Annotated in this window: 20 protein-coding genes; 13 read left to right on the forward strand and 7 right to left on the reverse strand. The window is 60.9% G+C overall.

Annotated elements, in window-relative coordinates; genetic code table 11:
* Nucleotides 1-135 precede the first annotated feature (135 nt).
* From I2H38_RS04475 to I2H38_RS04510, 8 genes are all read left to right on the forward strand, one after another.
* Complete coding sequence (locus I2H38_RS04475; protein ID WP_196270637.1) at nucleotides 136-1,065, forward strand: LysR family transcriptional regulator; 930 nt, start codon at nucleotides 136-138, stop codon at nucleotides 1,063-1,065.
* Between the two features lie 116 nt (nucleotides 1,066-1,181).
* Nucleotides 1,182-1,658: a DUF3830 family protein gene (locus tag I2H38_RS04480; RefSeq protein ID WP_196270638.1), complete on the forward strand. Its 477-nt coding sequence runs from the start codon at nucleotides 1,182-1,184 to the stop codon at nucleotides 1,656-1,658.
* A 55-nt stretch (nucleotides 1,659-1,713) separates the two neighbouring features.
* Entirely contained in the window at nucleotides 1,714-2,736 is a 1,023-nt protein-coding gene (locus tag I2H38_RS04485; protein WP_324617345.1) for an ABC transporter substrate-binding protein, read from the forward strand.
* A gap of 20 nt (nucleotides 2,737-2,756) precedes the next feature.
* Nucleotides 2,757-3,581, forward strand: coding sequence for an ABC transporter permease (locus I2H38_RS04490; RefSeq protein WP_196270639.1), 825 nt, complete (start codon nucleotides 2,757-2,759; stop codon nucleotides 3,579-3,581).
* Entirely contained in the window at nucleotides 3,574-4,377 is an 804-nt protein-coding gene (locus I2H38_RS04495; RefSeq protein WP_196270640.1) for an ABC transporter permease, read from the forward strand. Before I2H38_RS04490 ends, I2H38_RS04495 begins: the two co-directional genes overlap by 8 nt.
* Before the next feature lies 1 nt (nucleotide 4,378).
* Nucleotides 4,379-5,434: an ABC transporter ATP-binding protein gene (locus I2H38_RS04500; protein ID WP_196270641.1), complete on the forward strand. Its 1,056-nt coding sequence runs from the start codon at nucleotides 4,379-4,381 to the stop codon at nucleotides 5,432-5,434.
* A 26-nt stretch (nucleotides 5,435-5,460) separates the two neighbouring features.
* On the forward strand, nucleotides 5,461-6,258 hold the full coding sequence (locus I2H38_RS04505) for a gamma-glutamyl-gamma-aminobutyrate hydrolase family protein (RefSeq protein WP_196270642.1): 798 nt from the start codon (nucleotides 5,461-5,463) through the stop codon (nucleotides 6,256-6,258).
* A gap of 26 nt (nucleotides 6,259-6,284) precedes the next feature.
* Nucleotides 6,285-7,718 carry a gamma-aminobutyraldehyde dehydrogenase gene (locus tag I2H38_RS04510; RefSeq protein WP_196270643.1) on the forward strand — a complete coding sequence of 478 codons (1,434 nt, stop codon included), beginning with the start codon at nucleotides 6,285-6,287 and terminating at the stop codon, nucleotides 7,716-7,718.
* 61 nt (nucleotides 7,719-7,779) lie between these two features.
* Here the strand turns inward: I2H38_RS04510 and I2H38_RS04515 are convergent, their stop codons facing one another.
* The 7 genes from I2H38_RS04515 to I2H38_RS04545 all read right to left on the reverse strand — a co-directional run bounded on the left by I2H38_RS04515 (nucleotide 7,780) and on the right by I2H38_RS04545 (nucleotide 15,690).
* A complete protein-coding gene (locus I2H38_RS04515; protein WP_196270644.1) occupies nucleotides 7,780-8,979 on the reverse strand; it encodes a fumarylacetoacetate hydrolase family protein in 1,200 nt (399 codons plus the stop codon).
* A 150-nt stretch (nucleotides 8,980-9,129) separates the two neighbouring features.
* Entirely contained in the window at nucleotides 9,130-10,044 is a 915-nt protein-coding gene (locus I2H38_RS04520; RefSeq protein WP_196270645.1) for a carbohydrate kinase family protein, read from the reverse strand.
* Entirely contained in the window at nucleotides 10,032-11,129 is a 1,098-nt protein-coding gene (locus I2H38_RS04525) for an ABC transporter ATP-binding protein (RefSeq protein ID WP_196270646.1), read from the reverse strand. The genes I2H38_RS04520 and I2H38_RS04525 overlap by 13 nt, the downstream gene beginning before the upstream one ends.
* On the reverse strand, nucleotides 11,129-12,646 hold the full coding sequence (gene argH, locus I2H38_RS04530) for an argininosuccinate lyase (protein ID WP_196270647.1): 1,518 nt from the start codon (nucleotides 12,644-12,646) through the stop codon (nucleotides 11,129-11,131). Before argH ends, I2H38_RS04525 begins: the two co-directional genes overlap by 1 nt.
* 2 nt (nucleotides 12,647-12,648) lie before the next feature.
* Entirely contained in the window at nucleotides 12,649-13,506 is an 858-nt protein-coding gene (locus I2H38_RS04535) for a carbohydrate ABC transporter permease (RefSeq protein ID WP_196270648.1), read from the reverse strand.
* Between the two features lie 2 nt (nucleotides 13,507-13,508).
* Nucleotides 13,509-14,432: a carbohydrate ABC transporter permease gene (locus I2H38_RS04540; protein ID WP_196270649.1), complete on the reverse strand. Its 924-nt coding sequence runs from the start codon at nucleotides 14,430-14,432 to the stop codon at nucleotides 13,509-13,511.
* 4 nt (nucleotides 14,433-14,436) lie between these two features.
* Nucleotides 14,437-15,690 (reverse strand): extracellular solute-binding protein, encoded by a 1,254-nt coding sequence (locus I2H38_RS04545; RefSeq protein ID WP_196270650.1) that lies wholly within the window; start codon nucleotides 15,688-15,690, stop codon nucleotides 14,437-14,439.
* A 182-nt stretch (nucleotides 15,691-15,872) separates the two neighbouring features.
* On the opposite strand from I2H38_RS04545, the gene I2H38_RS04550 reads away from it, so the two are divergent.
* From I2H38_RS04550 to I2H38_RS04570, 5 genes are all read left to right on the forward strand, one after another.
* Nucleotides 15,873-17,096, forward strand: a complete 1,224-nt coding sequence (locus I2H38_RS04550) for an ROK family protein (RefSeq protein ID WP_196270651.1) — start codon at nucleotides 15,873-15,875, stop codon at nucleotides 17,094-17,096.
* Between the two features lie 24 nt (nucleotides 17,097-17,120).
* Nucleotides 17,121-19,508, forward strand: coding sequence for a PIG-L family deacetylase (locus I2H38_RS04555; protein WP_196270652.1), 2,388 nt, complete (start codon nucleotides 17,121-17,123; stop codon nucleotides 19,506-19,508).
* Nucleotides 19,509-19,967: 459 nt separating this feature from the next.
* Nucleotides 19,968-20,432, forward strand: a complete 465-nt coding sequence (locus I2H38_RS04560) for a DUF2267 domain-containing protein (protein WP_196270653.1) — start codon at nucleotides 19,968-19,970, stop codon at nucleotides 20,430-20,432.
* A gap of 356 nt (nucleotides 20,433-20,788) precedes the next feature.
* A complete protein-coding gene (locus tag I2H38_RS04565; RefSeq protein ID WP_196270654.1) occupies nucleotides 20,789-21,862 on the forward strand; it encodes an NAD(P)-dependent alcohol dehydrogenase in 1,074 nt (357 codons plus the stop codon).
* Nucleotides 21,863-22,097: 235 nt separating this feature from the next.
* Complete coding sequence (locus I2H38_RS04570; protein WP_324617346.1) at nucleotides 22,098-22,631, forward strand: universal stress protein; 534 nt, start codon at nucleotides 22,098-22,100, stop codon at nucleotides 22,629-22,631.
* Nucleotides 22,632-22,756 lie beyond the last annotated feature (125 nt).

The following is a 22,756-nucleotide window of genomic DNA, read 5'->3' on the forward strand; positions in this document are numbered from 1 at the left end:
CTCGATGCCTTTCAGCGCAGCTCTATTACAAGTTCGGCTCTGAAATGTTTCCTGTTGAGAAGCTGAGGCGACAGGCGTCTCATAAGGCCAATAAATCCCTCTTGTCGCCCGTCGGCCTGTGAACCGGGTCTCGTTATGAAGCTCGCCAACCTCGAAACGTTCGTTCATCTGGCGCGGTTACGCCATTTCGGCCGCACGGCCAAACATCTCAACACCACGCAACCGGCGATTTCCTCGCGGCTTGCGGCTCTTGAGCGGACGCTTGGCGTGCAGTTGATTGCCCGCGAAGGCCGTGAGTTTCACCTCACACCCGCAGGTCATGAGGCTCTACGCGTTATCGAGAAAATGCTGGGCGATTTCGATGATCTCAAGCTCGGCTTCACGGATCCGGAAAACATTGCGGTGACCCTTCGAATCGGGGCCATCGATGCCATCGTTCAAACTTGGTTGCCACGTCTCTATGACCGGCTGCGCCAAACCTATCCCGGCGCGCAGATCGAGATCGTCACCGATTCAACGCTCAATCTGCTGCACCACATGAAGAGCGGCGAACTCGACATCACCTTCTGCCTCGACCCCATTCTGGAAGAAGGCTATCGCAGCTTCGTCGTCTGTTCCTATGCCATGTCCTGGGTCGGAAGTCCGAAACTGGTCGATGGGGATCATATCTATACAGTCGCCGAACTGGGGGCGATGCCACTCATCACCTTCCAACGGGGATCGCCGCCCTACCGGATGATCGCGCCCTACTTTCAGGACGAAAGCGTCCTGGCCTCCCAGCTTTCGAATTCCAATTCTCTGCCCACCATGATCCGCCTCGCCATGGATGGCTTCGGCGTTGCCGCCGTGCCGACAATCATCGTGCAGAAGGAGCTCGCCACGGGCGATCTGGTCTCGGCACAGGTCAACAAACCCTTCCCACCTCTGGCTTTTATCGCCAGCTATCACCCCGTTCCTGGCTCTCTTCTCACGGAGAGGGTCGCTGAACTTGCCCGGCGCACGGCTGCCGAGTTTTGTGCCGATACCGCCCCGGGCCTCGCCTGGGTCGAGCACGGTTCTCGATAAAAAATTTCTATCGTTTCAATAGAGAACGATAATTGGACAAATAAACTTTTGACTGCGACGCTAACCCCGCAAATACTCGCCTGGGCGGAAACGCCCGGCCCTTGGGGAAAATATCCATGACGACGCGTCGCCTTTACCTGAAGTTTGTCGAGAAGAATGTGCAGGGCACCATCGAGCTCTACTGGGAGAACGCTCCCGTGACCTGCGACACCATCTGGAACGCCCTTGCCAAGCCGATCCAGGTTCCGGCCACCCACGCGATGTTCGCCGGCCCTGAGATCATGACCGGCCTCCCCCCTGAAGCCCAGACCTTCGATCCCTTGTCCATTCCGGCCGAGAACCAGACCTGCTTCCCCATCGCCGGCGAGCTGCTGTGGTTCTACCAGGCCAAGAACCTGATGAAGGGCATGACCGACGAATTCTGGGAAATCGGTATGTTCTACGACAACGGCGGGCGTATCTTCGGGCCTATCGGCTGGACGCCCTGCAACATCTTCGGCCGCATGACCGAAGGCCTTGAAGCCATCGCCGCGGCCTGCCGCAGCATCCGCATCGAAGGTATGCAAACGGTTGAGATCGGCCGGCTCGGCTGACCCCAACTCCTGATCCTGAGCAACGAACCAGAGGGTGAAAACAATGTTTGCCAGAGTGTCACAGATCGCTGGAGTGCTTGCCGTCGCAGGCGCTCTCGCAACTCCCGTAGCCGCCAAGGATAAGCTCGTCATCAATTCTTATGGCGGAGCCTACGAGCAGATCCACCGTAAGCTCGTGATCGAGCCGTTCATGAAGAAGTACGACGTGGATGTGCAGGTCATTACGGCCTATTCGGCGGACGCGCTGGCGCAGCTGCGCGCACAGAAGGCCGCACCGCAATTCGACGTAATCCACTTCTCGGGCGGCCAGGAAGTCGTGGCTGCGCGCGAAGGGCTGATCAGCGCGATCAAGGCTGAGGAACTGTCGAACGGGAAGGACCTTTATCCCTTCGCGACGGAAGGATTGTCGCGCGGAGAAGGTCCCGTCCATGCGGTGGCCGCCATCGGTCTCCTCTACAACAAGGACAAAGCCCCGAAGAAGCCAGCCCGTTGGGCTGATCTGTGGGATCCGGCGTACAAGGATCACATCGTCCTCACCGACCTTTCCAACAGCTACGGCCTTCTCGGCTTCCTCATGCTGAACAAGGTCAAGGGTGGCGACATCAAGAACCCAGACCCGGGCTTCGACGCGGTGAAGGGCCTCCTCGGTAGCTCCGTTGTCGTCTCGACATCGCCCGAAATGCAACAAAACTTCGCGCAGAACGACGCGTGGATTGCTCCTTATGCGCAGGACTACGCTTACACCCTCCGCAAGGCCGGCCTGCCAATCGAGTTCGTTCAAGGCGCCGAAGGCACCCCTGCCGTGTACCTGACCGCCAACCTCGTCGCGAACCGTCCGAACCAGGATCTGGCGAAGAAGTTCATCGACTTCTCCCTGTCTCCTGAGGTTCAGGCCGGCTGGGCCACTGAGCTGCGCTACTCGCCGACAAACAAGGCGACGAAACTCGACGACACCGTCGCGAAGGAAGTCGTTTATGGCGAGCAAGCCGTTTCCGGCCTGATGCGGTTCGATCCTGTTGCCGTCGATGCAGCCCGCGCGTCGCTTGTCGAGCGCTGGAAGAAACTGATCGCTCGCTAATCCGAAAGCCGGGGCTCACCATGCGTGATCGCATCGAAGATCTTGCTCTTGCGGGCCCCGGCATTCTCCTGCTCGCGCTCGCATTCGTCCTACCCATCACCGAGATGCTTCGCTTGAGCATCGTCGGTGCGGATGGGGGACTGACGGTTGAACACTTCGCGCGTTTTTTGACGGATTCGTATTATCTTGGAATCGTCTGGCGCACGATTTATCTCTCCGTTCTGATCACAATGATCTGCGCGGTGATCGGCTTTCCCCTCGCTTATGTGATGGCACGCGTCCGGCCCGGCCTCCGGCTTTGGCTCATCGTCCTCATCATCCTGCCGCTCATGACGAGCGTCGTCGTGCGCACCTTTGGCTGGATGGTTTTGCTCGGGCGCGGCGGGTTGGTTCCGTTCACCTTCTGGAAGCTTGGATTCGTGGGGCGTAACTTCACTTTGATGCACACGGAAGCGGCCATCGTCATTGGTATGGTGCAGGTTCTACTTCCCTTCACGACCCTCTCCATTCTCGGAGTTGTTATGAAGATCGACCGGCGTTTGGAGGAAGCCTCGCGCACCATGGGCGCCAGCTTCTTCGCGACGTTGCGAACCGTTATTCTGCCGCTGGCAATGCCTGGCATTCTCGCCGGATCGCTCCTTGCCTTCACTCTGTCTGTCAGCTCCTTTGTAACCCCTTCCCTTCTCGGCGGCGTCCGACTACCGGTCGTGGCTGCCTCCATTTACGACGCGGCGACGAAGACGCTCGAATGGAACTTCGCTGCGGCCCAATCCGTGATCCTTCTCGTCGGCGTTCTCCTCGCTCTGACCCCTTACATCAAGCTGTCTGGGCGGCGTCATGGTTAAGGGTGTTCCCAACGCACTACGCCTGCTCACTTGGCTCCTCGTGACGCTAACGCTTATCTTCGTCCTGGCACCGCTCATCGTGGTCGCGGGCGTGTCGGTGTCCGAGAGCCAGTTCATCGCCTTTCCACCGACCGGCTTCAGCTTGCGCTGGTTCGCGGCGATCTTCGAATCGAATGCCTATGTTCATGCCCTCACGACGAGCTTGAAACTCGCGGTTCTCGTCACGGTTACCGCGACGATCATCGGAGCCGGCGCTGCCATCGCCCTTCATCGCCGCCGTTTGCCCGGTACCGGCCTTCTTGCAGGCCTGTTTTTGTCACCGCTAATCCTGCCTTCGATCATCTTCGCCATCGGCCTGCTGATGCTTTGGAGCGCGACTGTCGGACCAGTCTCTTTCTGGGCCCTCTGGATCGGCCACATGGTCATCGCGCTTCCCTATGTGATCCGCACAACGCTCGCGGTCCTCGCCGACTCCGACCCGTTCCTTGAGGAAGCCGCCCGCACTATGGGCGCCAGCCGCTGGCAACGCATTCTCTATGTCGTTCTGCCCCAATGCGTGCCGGGACTCGCCGCCGGGGCCTTCTTTGCCTTCAACATTTCCTTCGACGAGGCCGTCGTCGCGTTGTTCCTTCGGACACCCGATCTCGTGACCCTCCCGATCCAGATTTACAACCAATTGGAGTTCAGCCCGGATCCGACCGTTGCAGCGGTATCGACGTTGATGATGGGTCTGACTGTCTTCCTGATCGCAATCATCGATCGCCTCCTCGGCATCCAACGCTTCGTCGGCACCTGACATGGCAACCCTTGAACTCAACCAGATCGTCAAATCCTTCGGCTCCGTCGACGTGCTGCATGGGATTTCCCTTACGATCGAAAGCGGTCAATTCGTCAGTCTTCTCGGTCCGAGCGGCTGCGGCAAGACCACACTTCTGCGGATCATTGCAGGACTTGAGAACGTGACCCGTGGCGGCCTGCGCATCGCGGGGCGTGACGTGACGAATGTTCCGCCGGAAGACCGGGACATCGCCATGATGTTTCAGTCCTACGCTTTGCTGCCGCATATGAGCGTGCGCGAAAATGTGCGGTTCCCGCTGCGGATGCGCAAACGCGGCACGCGGAGCGAACAAGACCAACGCGTCCAGGCAGCCCTCGAAACGGTTCAGCTAGGCCATCTCGCAGATCGCATGCCGCGCCAGCTCTCGGGCGGCCAACAACAACGCGTGGCGTTGGCGCGAGCGATCGTCTCGGACCCGAAGATCTTGCTCCTCGACGAGCCTCTGTCCAATCTCGATGCGCGGCTGCGCGAGGACATGCAGGTCGAGCTGATCGAACTTCACCGCAGGCTAGGGCTCACCACGGTCTTCGTGACGCACGATCAGGAAGAGGCGCTGAGTCTGTCCGATACGGTCGTGCTGATGAATGCCGGAAGAATCGAACAGGTCGGCGCCCCGCAGGAGATTTATGCCGCTCCTCGCACCAGCTTCGCCTCTGAATTCATTGGCTCCGCCAATTTGATTCCTGTGAAAGTTGGCGAAACGGCTACGGGAGCGCAGGCGATCCTGCCGAGTGGCGAAATCATCTCGGTCGCGCCAGGATCCGAGCCATGTCAGAAAGCGCATCTGATTTTGCGTCAGGAAGACATAAAGCTCCAGCCTGTACAGACGGCTGTTCAGAACGGCTTTCGCGCCACAGTCGAGACCCGTGTCTTCCTCGGAGCGCGCATTCGTTATGTGCTCCGCCTGGGCGACTTGCGCATCAAATGTCTGGCCCCTGGAACGGACATCTTTTCTCCGGGTGACCCGGTCGCAGTCAGCGTACCTGAAAGTCGCGCGCAAATCATCGAGGCGTAGGACGCCGTTTTCTTGGATCATCCGTGATGACAATCCCCGGCCACGAACCCGAATGCGGGAGCGCCGAGCGTCAAAGGCCGCTCCTTGGTGTGATCGCCTGCAACCGCACCCTGGGCGAGGAAGTCGCTGCCAGTGTCATGCGGCGCTATCTTCAGGCTGCGGCCAGGCACATGGATGTCTCCCTTATCATTATCCCAAGCCTGCCAGATTTCATTGACGCGCCGCGTCTTGCAGGGATGTTGGACGGGCTTCTGCTCACCGGGAGCCCATCGAATATCGCGGCGCGGCACTACGACGACGCAGGCGCCGACGCGGAGGGGCCTTTCGACGAAGACCGCGACGAGGTCGTCAAAAGGCTTCTTGGAGAAATGGTTCAGGTCGGCAAGCCGGTCTTCGGAATTTGCCGAGGTTTGCAGGAAATCAATGTCGCGCTGGGGGGCACATTGAGACGCGATCTTGCGACCAACGCTACCTTCATCCCGCATCACGCACCGCCTGAGGCAGATCTCGATGCGATGTTCGACTGCAGGCACGACGTCCGTATCAAAAATGGTGGCATTCTCTCACGGGTGTATTCTGAGCCGAGTATCGTCGTGAACTCCGTTCACTATCAGGGCATCAACCGCCTTGCGCCAGGTCTGAATGTCGAGGCCACGGCTCCCGATGGCCTCATCGAAGCCGTCTCGGCCCGCATGGGAGCATCGTCCATTCTCGCCGTACAGTGGCATCCGGAATGGCGAGCGGATGGCAACAGACAATCCCAAGCGCTCTTTCACCTCTTCGGTGAGCTTTTGCGGGACAAATCCCTTTCCGCTCACTCCTGACTGTTCATTCTCCTAGGATTTCAACGATGTTCGACAACGCACAGGTTTTCGTGAACGCTCGATTCGAAGCTGGCGAGGGCACGGCCGAGCCGGTCGTCAATCCAGCGACTGGCGAACTGATTGTGTCCCTCTCCAGCGCCAGCGAGGCGCAGGTCGACCGTGCGGTCGCTGCGGCTGACGCCGCGTTTCCGTCCTGGGCGGGCCTCTCGCCTCGCGAGCGCTCCTTGGCGCTGCTACGCATCGCGGATCGCATCGAGGCCGAGGCCGCGACATTTGCGAAGCTCGAAGCGATGAATTGCGGCAAGCCGCATCGCTATGTGCTCGGCGGCGAAGTTCCGAACGTGGTTGACGTATTTCGTTTCTTCGCGGGCGCGGCGCGCACCATGCCGGGCGTGCCCGCTGGAGAATATCGCAATGGCCGGCACACCAGCATGCTGCGTCGCGACCCCGTCGGCGTCGTCGCTTCCATTGCTCCGTGGAACTACCCGCTTCTCATGGCAAGTTGGAAGATTGCGCCGGCGATTGCGGCAGGCAACACGGTCGTTATCAAGCCTTCCGAGCACACACCTCTCACGCTGTTGAAGCTCGCGGAGATTTTCGCGGAAGTGCTACCGCCCGGCGTCGTCAATGTCGTCACAGGCACGGGCGCGTCTGTTGGCCACCGACTCGTCTCCCACCCGGCCGTGCGCATGATCTCGCTTACAGGCGATGTCGGCACGGGACGCAAGATTCTCGCGACAGCCGCGGAAACCATGAAGCGGACGCACCTCGAACTCGGCGGCAAGGCACCGGTCATCGTCTTCGATGATGCCGATCTTCCCAGCCTGATTGAAACGCTCAAGGAGGCAAGCTTCTACAATGCGGGGCAGGATTGCACCGCTGCGTGCCACATCTACGCCTCGGCGCCGATTTACGAGAAGCTGGTCAGCGATCTGGGACAGGCCATCGCCGCGTTGCCCTATGGCGAGCCGGATGACGCAAAGGCCGAACTCGGTCCGTTGATCACTGCTCGGCAGCGCGACCGTGTCGCCGGGTTCATCGACCGCGCTCGCGACGGTGGAGCCGCCGTCATCACGGGTGGGCGTGCTCCGGACCGACGCGGGTTCTTCTATGAACCAACGCTGATCGCGGCATCCCAGAACTCGGAGATCGTTCAGAAGGAGGTCTTCGGCCCTGTCGTCTCAATCACCCCGTTCAAGGATGAAGAGCAGGTCATCGGCTGGGCCAACGCATCGAGCTATGGGCTTGCATCATCGATCTGGACCCGCAATCAGGGCCGCGCCGCCGAACTCGCCGCCGCTTTGCGTTACGGCGTGACCTGGGTCAATACGCACGGCGTCTTCGCCACCGAAATGCCCCACGGCGGCATGCGCAACTCGGGCTATGGCAGCGATCTTTCGATGACAGGGCTCACCGAGTACACGCAAGTGCGTCACGTCATGTTCGCACACAGTCGCTGAGACCTGTCTCCCCTTAAGAGGTCTTGACCGAGGTGGCCGAGTAAAGTCCGGCCGCCTCGCATCAACCGACAGACTCGCCTTTGATCAGTCCGCGTTGCGCGAGGTTTGTCATCAAGGCCCGCAGGCCGAACGTCCACGGCTCGCAATCCGCGCTCGTCCGTATGCGGTTTACCAAGCCACCTAGCTTCGGCGCAGCGATCGTGACGATATCGCCGGTCTTATGGGTGAAGCCCATGCCCACCTCATCGCGATCCTGCGTCGGCGCGAACATCGTGCCGAGGAAGAGAACGAAACCATCGGGATATTGATGGTTTGCGCCGATCGTCTGGCTGACCAGATCCTGCGGATCGCGGCTGATCTGAGTGATGGACGACGAGCCTTCGAGCCTGAAGCCATCCTTGCCTTCGACAGTCAAGGTCACAGTGGTCTGGCGCACGTCATCGAGCGAGAAGGTCTCATCGAAAAACCGGATGAAAGGCCCGACAGCGCAGGAGGCATTGTTGTCCTTCGCTTTGGACAACAGAAGCGCCGAACGACCTTCGAAGTCGCGAAGGTTCACATCGTTGCCCAGAGTCGCACCGACGATTTTGCCCTTCGGCGTCACAACGACGACCACTTCGGGCTCTGGATTGTTCCAGGTAGATTCTGGATGGAAGCCCGCGTCCATGAATGGCCCGACGGCGGACAAGGTCGGGGCCTTGGTGAAGACTTCGGCATCGGGGCCGATGCCCACCTCGAGATACTGGCTCCACGCTCCTTGAGCGACCAGCACCGCCTTCAGCTCCATCGCCTCGTTCGACCCGGGCTTGAGCCTGCTCAAATCATCCCCGACAAGGCGATTGACCTCGGCCCGGATAGCCACCGCCGCGCTGGCATCTCCCCGCGCGCGCTCCTCGATGACGCGCTCCAGCATGGACACCGCGAACGTGACGCCTGCGGCCTTGATCACCTGGAGGTCAATGGGAGCCAAAAACCACGGCTTTGCCGCGTCCCGGCGGTCGGATGGGGTATTCGCCAGGATCTCCGCAACCGTGCCGACTCTCTCACCTTTCGCGACTCTCACCGCATGGGCTGGATCGGGTGCCTCGGCAAGGGCACTCATCGTCGCGTACGAGGCGGTGATATCGACGACGCCTTCCTCGCGGATCGCCACGATGGAAGGTCCGATACCAGGGCGCCAAATGCGCCCGGCAAGCACGCCTTGGAATCCATCCGTCGGCAGAATCGCCGCCATGCGGGCTTCTAGGGAGAGATCATTCATAGCGCCTCGGCTCCCGATCCGGGCGGCAGCCCGCCCACACGTCCTCTATATCGTTGCTCTATTGATAGGGCCGGCCGCAAAGGACGACCAATCAAAAAATACAACAGAGAGCGTGCAGGCCCGTTTAGAGCGCTGGCGGTGTCGCAGATTCTATTCGGCGGCAACTTTCTTCAACGCGGTCGCGCCACCAGCGGCTTGAACCGAAAGGCTCCCGGCCCTGATCGCCGCGTCAAGGCAGCCGGATAAATCCTGCCCTCCGAGCCAGCCGTGTATGAAGCCTGCATTGAAGGCATCACCCGCGCCGGTCGTATCGACCACAGTCACACAAGGAGCCGTAAGGGAAAGCCGCTCATCAGCCGTCGCAAGCGTTGCACCGTCTGCCCCCTTCTTCAACACCACGACTGGGAAGTGGCGGGTGAACAGATCGAGAGCATGCTCCTGATCGGCCGTGCGGGCGATGGCGGAGGCTTCTTCCACATTGGGAAGGAAGAGATCGACGCCACGGGTATTTTCAAGGAAACCGGGATCATGGATGAGCGTTTCATCCCAACTCGGATCGAGGGAGACCGTCAGCCCCTTAGCCTTGGCCTGCGCGACAATCCCTGGCAACTCCACCAAAGTGGCGTACTCGGCAATGTGCAGATGTCGTGCCCCAGGGGACATAAGCGCGGTCTGCAAGGTCGCGGGACGCCCATGCCCGGCTCTGCGCGACAAGAAAGCGCGATCCTGCGGCTGCACGATGGCGACGGTCAATTGCGGTCCTGCATCGGCTGCACGCTCGATAAAGCCGAGATCCACGCCGCTCTCCGCAAGCGCCGTTTCGAGGCCTGCCGACAGCGGATCGGTCCCAAGACGCGTCACAAGGGTCGCATCGCGTCCCAGGCCTACGAGATGTGCGGCGGTGATGAAGGCGCCGCCGCCCGGCACCACCGCAACATCGTCAGCGAAAAGCTCACGCCCGAGGACCGGGAGTCCATTCAACCCCGTGAAAACCAAGTCGCAATAGGTTCTTCCAAGACACAGCACACGATGCCGCGCCTCGCTTAAGCGAGTCACATCCGGCATAGGGCGCGTTCAGTCTTGCTGTCGAACAGATAGAGGCTGCCTGCTTGAGCGCCGACCGTCACATGATCACCCGCTTTCGGGATGATCTTGCCGGGAGCGCTGGCAATGATCGATGTGCCACCGAGATCGAGGTGCACGAGCGTCTCCGGACCGAGCGGTTCGACGACGGAGACCGTTCCGGAGAGGCAAAGACCGCCTTCTCCGGCTTGCGCACCGACAACAAGGTCGTGCGGACGCACGCCGACGAGAACCTCTGGCCCCTTGGCATCCGAAATGCCAGCAGACGACAGCGCCACGGATGCGCCGAGCCTATCGAGTTCCGCGACGTGATGCCCCGCCCTCTCGATAAGACGCGCCGGCAGAAGGTTCATGGTCGGGCTGCCGATGAACCGCGCGGTAAAGATGTCCGCCGGTCTCTCGTAGAGATCCATCGGCGTCCCGACCTGAAGAATGTGCCCGTCCCGCATCACCACGATGCGATCGGCCATGGTCATGGCTTCCACCTGATCGTGGGTCACGAAGACAATGGTGGTGCCCAGTCGTTGATGGAGCTTCTTGATTTCGAGTCGCATCTGCGTACGCAATTGCGCATCGAGGTTGGAGAGCGGCTCGTCAAAGAGGAACGCGGCGGGATTGCGCACCATGGCTCGACCGATGGCGACACGCTGGCGCTGTCCGCCAGAGAGTTGCGAGGGCCGCCGCTCGAGCAGCTTCTCGAGACCAAGAATCTGCGCAGTCTCTTCGATGCGCTTCTTCCTCTCGGATTCCTGCAGCTTCGAGGTGTAGAGCCCAAAACCGATGTTCTGCGCCACCGTCATGTGCGGGTAGATGGCGTAGTTCTGAAACACCATAGCGATGTTGCGGTCCTTCGGCTCGGCCTCATTGACCACACGGCCGTCGATGGAAATCGTGCCGCCGGAGATGTCTTCGAGCCCGGCGATCATGCGCAGCGTCGTGGACTTTCCGCAGCCCGAGGGGCCGACGAGCACGACGAACTCACCATCCTTGACCTGGAGGTCGATCCCATGGACGGCGGTTGTGTTCCCGTACTTCTTTACGAGATTGTTGAGGACAATATTGGCCATCAGGCTTCTCCCAGAAGCGCTTGAAATTTGTTGATCAGTTCGGCCGCTGCGACGGCTTCACGGGCTGCGATAGCCGTCGCCTGCGCCGTCAGCGCGTCGAGCTGCGTGCGATAGTGTTGGAGAGCGGCCTGCAAGGCTTTTGGAGCCGGCCCGCCGAAGCGGTCGCGGACCGCGACGAAATGCTCGGGCGAAACCATTTCTGCGAAGGCAGCTGCGTCGATTGCAGTCTCGCGCTTTGTGGCCTCGGAAAACGCCTTCAGGAACGCAGCATAACCATCCTTCGCGAGATCACCTTGCACGGCCACGACAGCTTTCGCGACTGCCGCTGCGATCTCATGCGCTTCGCGGAAGGACAGCCCTTCTCGCCGCACGAGACTGTCAGCAAGCTCTGTCACGGTGATGCAGCTGCGACGGATATTGTCGCGTACACGCGCACCGTCGATACGGATTTCCGCCATCAACGCCGCCAGCAGGTCGAGGACACGGGCCGCCGAGGCGAAGGCCTCATAGCCCATGGCCTGAGTCTCGCCTTCGCTGTCGTTCATGTCCGTGAACGGTGTGTTGTGCATCACGTCGAGCATGGCGCGGGCGCGGCCGAAGGTCTGCGACGACAAGTGACGCAAATGCTCGATTGGTACCGGGTTGCGCTTCTGCGGCATGATCGACGAGATCTGCACGAACGCGTTCGGTACATAGACCTGACCAACCTCGAAGCTTGTCCAGAACTGCAGATCCTGGATCGGGCGACCGAGATGGAGGAACATCAATTCGATGGCCCCGTAGGTCGAGGTCACGTAGTCCACCGCAGCAATACAGCTATAGGAATTCTGCAGCGGCAGCGCAAAGCCGAGGAGCGCGGCCATGCGCGCCCGATCGATCGGGAAGCCTGAGGTCGTAATCGCCGCTGCCCCCATCGGTGAACGGTCCACGATCTCGCGTGCTTCTGCGAGTCTTCCGATGTCGCGCAAGAGCACTTCGATCATCGCGCCGAGATAGTGGCCGAAGGTCGTGGGCTGGGCAGGCTGCCCATGGGTGTAGGCAACGATCAGGGTCGCTTCCTCGCGCATCGCCACCTTGATGAGCACGTCGGCCAAATGACGGGCCTTTGCAAGAAGCGCGTCAATCCGCCCCTTCAGCCCCAGCTTGAACAGCGTGTGGTCGATATCGTTGCGCGACCGCGCGGTATGAAGCCGGCCGGCGAGATCGGGCCCGAGCCTGCGCTTTAACTCCTTCTCAATGAGAAAGAAGAAGTCCTCCACTTCGCCGGTATAGGTGAGCGAAGGCACATCGACCTCCGCATCGATGGCCTCAAGGGCGCGGGCGATGGCGCCGGCCTGCTTGCGGTCGAGAATGCCGGTCTCGGTGAGCATGACCAGATGCGCCCGGTCGATGCATCGAAAGCCGTCCACATGATGCGACTTGGCGCCATCGAAGAGAGGACGCAGGACCGTTTCCTTGTAGACGGGGTCGGGAAAGACGCTGTTGTCGTCGCGCCGAGGGTCGTGAATAGCAGACATGGTCACCCCTTCAGGCCCGCGAGCATGACGCCACGAACGATGTAGCGCTGGAGGAGAAGGAAAACGGCCAGGGTCGGGATCGTCGCAAGGCTGGCGCCCGTCATGATCATTTCCCACTGGATTGCCTGCTCGACAGCAAAGCTCGAGAGCCCGACAGGCAGGGTGTAGAGATCGCGGCTATTGGTGACGATCAACGGCCAGAAGAAGGCCGTCCAGTTGCCGAGGAACGTAAAGATCGCGAGTGCGGAGAGAGCCGGCGTCACGAGCGGCATCGCCACACGCCACCAGATCGTGAACTCGTTCAATCCGTCGACACGGCCAGCCTCGAGGAACTCGTCCGGCACGGTTTCGAAGAACTGCTTCATCAGGAACGTTCCGAAGGCGGTCATCATGCCGGGAAACATGATGCCCCAGTACGTATCGATCCACCCGAGGTTGCTCGCCATGAGATACCACGGAATGACCAGCATTTCGGTCGGGATCATCAACGTCGAAAGGATTGCGATGAAGATGAAATAGCGCCCCCGGAACTGGTACTTCGCAAGCGTGTAGCCGACAAGCGAGTCAAAGAACACGTTCGAGACCGTCACGCAGACCGCAACAAGCAGCGAGTTGAGGAACCAACGGAGAAAGCGCCCGTCGGAAAGCACTGCGATGTAGTTGTCGAACGAGGGAGATTCCGGAATCAGACGCAGGTCGTAAACCTGCGACGCATCCTTCAGCGACGTCGAGAGCATGAAAAGGATCGGTGTCATCATCACTACGCCGCCGAGGAAGAGCAGCGTCCAGGCAATGATGCGACCAGGGCGGATGGACCGGCGCGACAGCCGGGCTTCAAGAGCAGCAGCGGTGGTGGTCATCGTCAACGATCCTTCAGGATACGAAGCTGAATGAGCGAGACGGCGAGCAGGATCATGAAGAGAACGACCGTCTGCGCGGCGGCGTAGCCCATGTCGAGCGACTTGAACGCCGTCTGATAGATCATCAGCACGATCGGTTTCGTCGTGTTGAGGGGCCCGCCGGGATCATTGAAGTTCATGTTGTAGACTTGGTCGAAGATGCGCAGAAATCCGATGGACGAGAACACGACCAGGAATACGATGGTGGGCTTCAGAAGCGGCAAGGTGATCCGACGAAGGATCGTGAATTCCGACACGCCGTCGATACGCGCGGCCTCGTAATACGAGGTGGGGATCGCTCTGAGGCCGGCGATGAAGATGATGACCTGGAAGCCGAGGCCGGCCCAAACGGCAGGAGCCAGGATTGCGGGAAGCGCCTGGGTCGTCGAGCGTAAGAACGGTTGCTGCGGAATGCCGAACCAGGTCAGGGCAGCATTGAACACACCAATCGGAACCGGCTGATAGAACCAGCGCCACACCCAGGCCATCGCGACTGCCGTCGTGAGGAACGGGATGAAATAGAGGGCGCGAATGAACCCGTGCATGAAACGCACGCGGTCGAGGTAATAGGCGATCACGAAGGAGATCACGAGGCTCACCGGCGTGCCGATGATCAGATAGAGGAAGGTGTTACGGAACACCTGCCAGAACAGCGGATCAACGAGCAACCGCTTGTAGTTCTCGAGGCCGACGAAAGCCGCCGGCCTCAAGAGGTTCCAGTTGGTGAAGGACAGCGCGAAGGCTTCGAGCGTCGGCCAGAAGCGGATCGCGCCGTAGAACACGATCGGCACCGCCAGGAATGTCCAGGCCCAGAGGACGCGCTTTTGGCGCAGGCTGAGCCTGTCCAATACGCGGCCGGATTTCACAGGCAATGCCGTCGCAGTCATGGTCTTACTTCGCCGCCCGGTCGATGATGGCCTGCTCGGTCTTCGCCGCTTCAGCCAACGAAGCCTTCGGATCCTGCTTCTGGATCAGAACGCGGTTCACCATGTCGATCGCGGTCTGGCGCTGGGCCGCCTCATCCACGAACATCGTGGTATGCGCGTATTCCAGCCCCTTCAAGAACGGACCATAGATCGGGTTCGACAGGTTTTCCTGGGTCATTGCAGCCGAGCGACGTGCAGGCAACTCGCCGACCGCCTTCAGCCAAATGTCCATTGCTTCGGGCGAGCTGATATAGGCCAAGAACTTCTTCGAGGCCTCGAGCTTCTCACCCTGCACCTTGCTGCTGATCGCATTGGCGAAATAGCTCGCGTAGTTGCTGCGCATGCCCTTCGCATCCGCCGGTAATTCAGTCACACCCCACTCGAAAGCCTTGATGGACGAGAATGCACCGAGACGGAACGTGCCGTCGATGGTCATGGCGGCGAGGCCCGCCTTGAACGCCGCCTGCCCTTCATCCATGAAGCCGGCAAGGCCGACCTTCTGCTTTGTTTGGAGGTCGACGTAGAATTGCAGTGCCTTCAGGCCGGCTTCGCTGTCATAGGCGACCTTGCGGTCATTGTCGGTGTAGGGCACGCCGCCATTCTGACGGACGAGGACTTCACGCCACCATTGGTGATCTTGTCCTGCCATATCGAGGGTGACGCCAGCCGAGGTGATGTTGCCGGCGCTGTCGCGTTTCACGGTCTTCTCAGCGGCGGCGACGAACTCTTCAAGCGTCTGCGGCGGCTTGTTCGGGTCAAGGCCGGCGGCTTGGAACGCTTTCTTGTTATAGAAAAGCGCCAACGAGCGAACCGCTGTCGGCAGGCCGTAATACTCGCCATTGCGCTTCATCGCGCTGACGATCGGGAAGAATTCCGCCTCGATCTTGTCATGCGGGAAGGCATCCTTCGGCAGCGGCTGAATGAGCTTGCCCGCGAGGAAGCCATCGACCCACCCGTAGAAGAGCTGAACCACGTCCGGTCCCTGACCCGCCGTCACGGAGGCAGCGACCTTGGTCTGGTATTCCGCATAGGGGAAGGTCGTGTGCTTCACCGTGATGCCGGGATTGGCCGCTTGGAATTTCTGGATCAGCTGATCCATCGCCTTCACGCGGGATTCGAACACATATTGCCAGTATTCGATCTCGACCGCGCTCGCGGCGTTTGCCGCGAGAACGCTGACGCCGAACGCGAGACCGGCGATCATCTTTTTAAAACGCATGCGAGACCCTCCACATGATCCACCCGAGTTTCGTGTCGGCGTGGTGATTGTTCCCAAGGCAGAGCGCGATCCATCCTGCCCATTCCAATAGGCTCGCTTGCTCGATGGGCTGCTGTCAATAAAATAATTCACTTGAGTTATTCGTCGAGTGCCGCCATCGTCTTGCCGGATACGAGCTCGCGATGCCCCGTCAGAAGTCCCTGCCGCCATCAAAAGTTGCAATTGGCAACAACCCGGAACGCAACCGCACGCATAACCGGCGGGTCGTACTGGACGCGGTGCGCCTGCACGGCCCCCTGGGGCGAACGGCGATCGCCCGGCTCGCGCATCTCAGTTCGCAGGCCGTTTCCAACATTGTCGGCGAACTCATCGAGGAAGGTCTCCTGCTCGAATGCGGGCGGCTGCGCTCGGGCCGCGGTCTCCCGCCGGTCCAGGTCATGGTCAATCCTGATGGCGGCATGACGGTCGGCATCGAGATCGCCCCCGATCACATGGCCACCGTGCTGGTCGACCTGACAGGTCGCATCCGCGACCATCGGACCATCCCCCTTGGCGATACTGCGCCTGAGCGCATCACGCCCCTGCTCACGGCGGAAATCGACACGGTCTGCAAAGCAATCCCCGGATCGTCGGACAGGCTCCTCGGTATCGGCGTCGTGATGCCGGGTCCGTTCGAGATCGAGGGCATGAGCTCGGTCGGTCCGACCACCCTTCCCGGCTGGTCGGGCAAGAATGCCGCCGGGGTACTGAATGCAGCGACCGGAAAGATTACTCTGGTCGAAAACGACGCGACCGCCGCCGCCGTCGGCGAGCGTTTGCACGGCGTCGCCAGAGCCTGGAAGAATTTTTGTCTCCTCTATTTCGGAGCTGGCCTTGGCCTTGGAATTGTCACCGATGGGCGCCCCATGCGAGGCGCGTTCGGCAATGCCGGCGAGATCGGTCATGTCATCGTCGCGCCTGGCGGCAGGCCTTGCGCCTGCGGCAATCGGGGCTGCCTGGAATGTTACGCCTCGTTGCATGCGTTGAAGGAGCGTCTGTCTGCGAACGGCATCGTCTGCGACGAACCTGATGATCTCGAAAAACTTCATGCGACGGGACATCCCGTCGTAAGCGAATGGATCGTTGAGGCCGCGACGTATCTCTCGCCGGTCGTCGGCATGCTCGAGAATCTCTTCGACCCCGAGAGCATTGTGTTCGGCGGTGCTCTGCCTGACGCCCTTCTCGATGACCTTATCGCCGCGCTCAATCCGCTGCCGCTATCCGTTGCGAGTCGCCGTCAACGCGCTGTTCCGCGTGTCATGCGCGGCGCGACGGGCCGCCTGACGGCTGCCCTCGGCGCGGCGGCATTGCCGCTTCTTGAAACGATGACACCCCGGCTCGATACGGCCATCGAGACCGCCCCTTAAATCCGACTTGCAAAGGACACGACGATGTTGCGGGATCATGAACGTATCGCGAGCGAAATGGCAGATCCCGCTCTCGTGCGCCTGCATCGAAAACTGGAACGGCTGACCTCCGTTCTGACCGTCATGAACACGGGTGCGCATCCAGACGACGAGCATAATGGGATGCTCGCAGCCCTTCGTTTCGGCTATGGCATGCGCGTTGTCGTCCTTTGCTCGACGCGTGGCGAAGGAGGGCAGAATGCCATTGGCCGCGAACGTGGGCCAGCGCTTGGAATCGTCAGAACGCGGGAAATGGAAGCTGCCGCACGCGTGATTGATGCCGATGTGGTCTGGGTCGGCCACGGCCCCGATGATCCGGTCCATGACTTCGGGTTTTCCAAGAATGGCGACGATACGCTCGCCCGCTGGGGCGAAGAACGCATCATCGAGCGCATCGCGCGCGCCTATCGGGAAGAGCGGCCCGACATCGTCATCCCCACCTTCCTTGACGTGCCGGGCCAGCACGGCCACCACCGGGCCATGACGCGGGCAGCGAAAGTCGCGATTGAGCGCGCGGCCGACCCGAGTGCCTATCCGCATCATATGGCGGAAGGATTGAAGCCCTGGCGCGTGTCCAAGTTCTATTTGCCCGCCTGGTCGGGTGGTGGGGGCACCTACGATGACGAGCTGCCGCCTCCCAGCGCGACTCTCGTGGTCCAGGCTCCAGGCTCCGACACGGCAACAGGCGTTCCCTTCGCGCGGATCGGGGAATGGTCGCGGGCCCGCCACCTCACGCAGGGGATGGGCGTTTGGAAGGAGAACCCGCCGCAATCCTGGCCGTTGCATCTGACCGATAGCCACGCCTCTGAAACGGACATTCGCGAAAACCTCCCCGCCACAATCGGAGCGCTCGCCAAAAGCGCCAACGTTTCGCCCGAGGCTGCATCGCATCTCGTCGCGGCGCAGAACGCTATCGAGCAGGCGATGGCGGCCTTCCCTCATCGACAGCGCATTGTCGAGGCCGCTTCGACGGCGTCCGCTGCGATTGAAAGCGCGCTTGCAGCCTGCACGGGCTCGGTGAGCGATTCCATCGGCCATCGCTTGACGCGCAAGCTTCAGGAGCTCGATGCCGTCATTCTTGAAGCGAGTGGCGTCGCCGTGCGCGCCTGGGTCGAGCAACCGGTCGTGGCACCAGGGGCGACGACGGCGCTCCATGTGGCGCTGTCTTCACCTGACGGACAAGCATCTGCCGCGCCCATCCTGCCATCGCAGATTTCAAGCTCGCGCAGCGCCCAAACCGGTGAAATCCGCTTCGATCTGACCCTTGCCACCAACGCGCCCCTCACCAATCTTTATCCGTCGCACTACCGCGTGTTCGGCGGCAACGGCGAAGTAGCTGTGGCGATCGAGGCAAACATCGGGGGGCGCAAGGTTCGTTCCATCGTCGATCTGGAGGAGCCATTGCGCATCGCTCCTGCGCATTCTCTCATTCTCGATCCTGAAGCCGTGATCGTCGGTCTATCCGATACGCGTCGCCCCATTGTCGTCGAAGGCCGCCTTGAGGGGGGGGATGGCGAGACCAGCTTCGTTGCCCCGTCCGGCTGGACCGCGAAGAGCGAAGCGGCAGGCGTACGCATTTCGCCCCCCCAACATCTCGAGCCCGGCTTGCATCGGCTCGAGGTCATGGTGCACGGCAGCCCTGCCTTTCGATCGACAGCGATTTCCTACCCTCATATCGGGCGCACCGCTCATATCGGTCGGGAGGTTCTGAACGTTCTCGCGCTCGATCTCGCACGCCCGCCCGCTGCGCGCATCGGCTATGTCGGCGGCGGCAATGACAGAGTTGGAATCTGGCTGTCGAGACTCGGTTTCGATGTCACCGATCTGGACCGGGATGCACTTCAGGCCGACCTGTCCCGCTTCACGACGATCGTGATCGGCATCTTTGCCTTTGGAACGCGCCCAGATCTTGCCGCCGCAACCACGCGCCTTCATCGCTTTGTGGAAGCGGGTGGCCATCTCGTCACGCTTTATCATCGCCCCACCGATGGCTGGGACCCAGCCAGGACGCCCCCGCGTCCTATCACGATTGGCTCCCCATCTCTCCGGTGGCGCGTGACCAATCCGAACGCACCCGTCGAGATCCTCGAGCCCAACCATCCGCTTCTTGCCGGCCCCAACCGCATCGAGGCGACGGATTGGGCCGATTGGGACAAGGAGCGGGGTCTCTATTTCGCCTCCTCATGGGATCAAGCCTATACACCACTCACCGCGATGAGCGACCACGGCGAGAAACCCCTGCTGGGAGGACTGATCTCGGGCAAGATCGGTGACGGACGGCACACGCACGTCAGCCTCGTACTGCACCACCAGCTCGACAAGCTCGTTCCCGGCGCTTTCCGCCTCCTCGCCAATTTGGCGCAGCCGGCCTAGCGCTTCGCGATCTGATGGGGCACCTCGGGTTGAGGTGTTGGATGGATGGCGGGCCCTTTGCGGTCCGGCGTCTGCTCGGGCAGCGATGATGGAATGCTCGGCGGCTCGTCTCGGCAGGGCGTGTCCGATGGTGTGGGTGGAACAGGTCTCGGCTCTGTCGGAGGCGGCACGGGATAAAACTCGTCGGGCGCATTTCCGCCGCTGCTTAGGCAGAAGAGAATATTATTGAAATCGTGCAGGTGCCTCGCAGCACTGAACAACCGTCGCACGTTGAGAACTCCATTGTGTCCCACCGATGCCGTTTTGCAATCAGCCGTTTCTCCCGGGACGTCGTTGACATTTCGCAAGGCGGACGAAGCGGGAGAATGATGGTGTTCCTGCCGATCTGAGTTCCGCCTTCTACAGTCGAGAGTGGCCGGAACTCTTTCATTGACTTCACGGTCAGGACTGAGGTGCCTCATGAGCGCGACCGGTCTCGATGTGTTCGACAAGACGCTTCAAACAAGCAACATCTGGCTCGGAGAGATTATGGACGAGATCGGCCCCGACCGGGAGCTTGCATGGCATGCGTTAGGCGCGGTTCTGCACAGTGTGCGGGATTGGATTCCCGCCGAGCTAGCCGTCCATCTTGGCGCGCAGCTGCCGCTCCTCGTACGCGGGCTCTACTATGATCGATGGCGCTTGATTCAGAAGCCCGAGCGTGGCCGTTCGCAGGATGAATTCATCAATCATGTGAGTGAAGGCCTGACCAACCAGCGGCCTGTGAACCGGGTCAAAGCCATTCATGCTGTCTTCAACGTGTTGTCACGGCATGTGAGCGCAGGCCAGCTCGACAAGGTTCGTCAGTCCCTGCCGGAGGATGTGCGCGCGCTTTGGCCGACCGTTCAGCTCGAGCGAATGACCGATCAACCTGCCTTGGAATGACTCTGTCGGGTTGAGCGAAGTCAATGTCAGACTACTCCATGCAGTCATACAAGAAGGGTTGTCGCAATGGCGGCGCCATCGCGACAGGTCGTACAAGAGACGAAGGAACGCGAGTCCATGGCCGACACACCTTCCCCCGCCGAGCCGCGACCTGACGTGCCAAGCCCGATGCCCCAGCCCGTGCATCCCGAGCCCCCTCCCGTCGGGGTCCCCGGAACCGGCGAGCCCTTGGGCATTCCACCCGCCCCCCCGGGCGAGGGCCCTGGTCCCAGCGAACCGCTCGGGGTCCCGCCTTCAGGCCCCCAGGAAGTCTAGATCGCCGCGCTTGAAGCATCACTCGCTTCGCAGGAGCGACAATGTCCAAGATGAGAGCCGCCATTTTCGTCGAACCCGGCCGCATCGTCCTCGATGAGAAGCCCATTCCGGAGATTGGCCCCCTCGACGCGCTGGTTCGCATCTCGACCACCACGATCTGCGGCACCGACATCCACATCCTGAAGGGCGAATATCCCGTGGCCCGTGGCCTGACGATAGGGCACGAGCCTGTCGGAACTATCGAGAAGCTCGGTTCGGCGGTTCAGGGATACCGCGAAGGTCAGCGCGTCATCGCGGGCGCCATCACGCCGAGCGGCCACAGTGCAGCCTGTCTTTGCGGCGCGCATTCGCAAGACGGTGCGGGAACCAAGCATGGTTGGAAGGCTGTCGGCGGTTGGCGGTTCGGCAACACGATCGACGGCTGCCAGGCTGAATACGTTCGCGTCCCGGACGCCATGGTGAATCTTGCTCCCGTGCCCGACGGCTTGACGGATGAGCAGGTGCTGATGTGCCCCGATATCATGTCGACGGGATTTTCCGCCGCCGAGCGTGGGAAGGTTCGCATCGGCGACACGGTCGCGATCTTCGCCCAAGGGCCGATCGGCCTGTGCGCGACGGCGGGCGCAAAGTTGAGCGGCGCCTCGACCATCATCGGCGTCGACCGCCTGCCGGAGCGTCTCAACATGGCCCGCAAGCTTGGCGCAGACCATGTCGTGGATTTCAGCAAGGTCGACGCGATCGAGGAGATCATGCGCCTGACGGATGGCCGCGGCGTCGACGTGGCCATCGAGGCCTTGGGCACGCAAGGCACATTCGAGGCGTGCTTGCGGGTCTTACGGCCAGGCGGAACGCTATCCAGTCTCGGCGTCTATTCAAGCGATCTCAAAATACCGCTCGACGCCTTCGCCGCCGGTCTTGGGGACCACACCATCGTGACAACGTTATGCCCCGGCGGCAAAGAACGTATGCGGCGCCTCCTCAGCGTGGTCCAGTCCGGCCGTATCGATCTGCAGCGCATGGTGACGCACCGATTCAAGCTCGATGACATCGAAGCTGCCTACGACCTGTTTTCACACCAGCGGGACGGGGTGTTGAAGGTCGCAATCACACCGTGATCGCGGGCTGGGCGCCGCAGCAGCCGTGTCCACGTCTTGGCGCGAACACGTTCGGTGCAACGAGCCGTGCGAGCCATGGACTTTCATAGATGTCGTCATCCACGCCCCCCGCCGCGATCAACGACCGAAGGCACCTCCGTGCAGCCATCGAAGTATTCTTGATAATTCTCAAGGTCGCATGGATGAAATTCATCCTTCCTTGAAGAGCGGTGGCCAGTAACGAGTGGAGGAAAGCGTGAAGCGCATTCTCACGGCGACAGATGGCTCACACCACGCCTTGAAAGCCCTGACCTTTGCCGCAGATCTGGCGAAGAAATATGATGCCGAGCTTCTCATCGTGCATGTGGTCATTGACGGGAAACTATCAGACCAAGATCGGCATCTGCTCGAGACCGAGTATGCGACCGAAATCGGGGACCGAATTCGGCAATTGCACACCCAGACCGCGGAAGACGTCAATGTCGAGTTCCTGCCCCAGGCGCTGCTCCTTCGTCATGACGAAGCCGCAACGATCATTCGAGATTTCTTCGGCGAGCGTCTCCTGTCATCGGCTGAGGAAAGCGCCCGCGAGATCGGAGCATCAAAGGTCAACACAACGATGGCTCATGGCGACCCGGCAAAAATGATCTTAGCGATAGCAGAAGAAAGCCATGTCGACCTTATCGCTCTGGGTAGCCGCGGCTCAGGGGAATGGCGCGCCTTATTGCTCGGCAGCGTCTCGAGCAAGGTCGCGCATATGGCCCATTGCTCCGTGACACTGGTCCGATAGGACGAGCCAATGTCGACATACCGAGGGCGTAGGACCGCGAGCGCCCCGAGACAGCTCTTCTCAGCGTGGTATAACGGATACGTTAACCTTTGATATCGTTGTTCGCAATATTCCGCCTACTTCGG

Source organism: Microvirga alba, from assembly GCF_015694465.1.
Classification (GTDB): Bacteria; Pseudomonadota; Alphaproteobacteria; order Rhizobiales; family Beijerinckiaceae; genus Microvirga; species Microvirga alba.

Coding starts and splice junctions, on each gene's coding strand:
- I2H38_RS04480 (WP_196270638.1), top strand. CDS start 1,182: ATGACGACGCGTCGCCTTTACCTGAAGTTTGTCGAGAAGAATGTGCAG.
- argH (WP_196270647.1), bottom strand. CDS start 12,646: ATGTCTGCTATTCACGACCCTCGGCGCGACGACAACAGCGTCTTTCCC.
- I2H38_RS04550 (WP_196270651.1), top strand. CDS start 15,873: ATGCCCCGTCAGAAGTCCCTGCCGCCATCAAAAGTTGCAATTGGCAAC.
- I2H38_RS04520 (WP_196270645.1), bottom strand. CDS start 10,044: ATGCCGGATGTGACTCGCTTAAGCGAGGCGCGGCATCGTGTGCTGTGT.
- I2H38_RS04555 (WP_196270652.1), top strand. CDS start 17,121: ATGTTGCGGGATCATGAACGTATCGCGAGCGAAATGGCAGATCCCGCT.
- I2H38_RS04560 (WP_196270653.1), top strand. CDS start 19,968: ATGAGCGCGACCGGTCTCGATGTGTTCGACAAGACGCTTCAAACAAGC.
- I2H38_RS04540 (WP_196270649.1), bottom strand. CDS start 14,432: ATGACTGCGACGGCATTGCCTGTGAAATCCGGCCGCGTATTGGACAGG.
- I2H38_RS04495 (WP_196270640.1), top strand. CDS start 3,574: ATGGTTAAGGGTGTTCCCAACGCACTACGCCTGCTCACTTGGCTCCTC.
- I2H38_RS04500 (WP_196270641.1), top strand. CDS start 4,379: ATGGCAACCCTTGAACTCAACCAGATCGTCAAATCCTTCGGCTCCGTC.
- I2H38_RS04565 (WP_196270654.1), top strand. CDS start 20,789: ATGTCCAAGATGAGAGCCGCCATTTTCGTCGAACCCGGCCGCATCGTC.
- I2H38_RS04505 (WP_196270642.1), top strand. CDS start 5,461: ATGACAATCCCCGGCCACGAACCCGAATGCGGGAGCGCCGAGCGTCAA.
- I2H38_RS04545 (WP_196270650.1), bottom strand. CDS start 15,690: ATGCGTTTTAAAAAGATGATCGCCGGTCTCGCGTTCGGCGTCAGCGTT.
- I2H38_RS04475 (WP_196270637.1), top strand. CDS start 136: ATGAAGCTCGCCAACCTCGAAACGTTCGTTCATCTGGCGCGGTTACGC.
- I2H38_RS04515 (WP_196270644.1), bottom strand. CDS start 8,979: ATGAATGATCTCTCCCTAGAAGCCCGCATGGCGGCGATTCTGCCGACG.
- I2H38_RS04535 (WP_196270648.1), bottom strand. CDS start 13,506: ATGACCACCACCGCTGCTGCTCTTGAAGCCCGGCTGTCGCGCCGGTCC.
- I2H38_RS04525 (WP_196270646.1), bottom strand. CDS start 11,129: ATGGCCAATATTGTCCTCAACAATCTCGTAAAGAAGTACGGGAACACA.
- I2H38_RS04510 (WP_196270643.1), top strand. CDS start 6,285: ATGTTCGACAACGCACAGGTTTTCGTGAACGCTCGATTCGAAGCTGGC.
- I2H38_RS04490 (WP_196270639.1), top strand. CDS start 2,757: ATGCGTGATCGCATCGAAGATCTTGCTCTTGCGGGCCCCGGCATTCTC.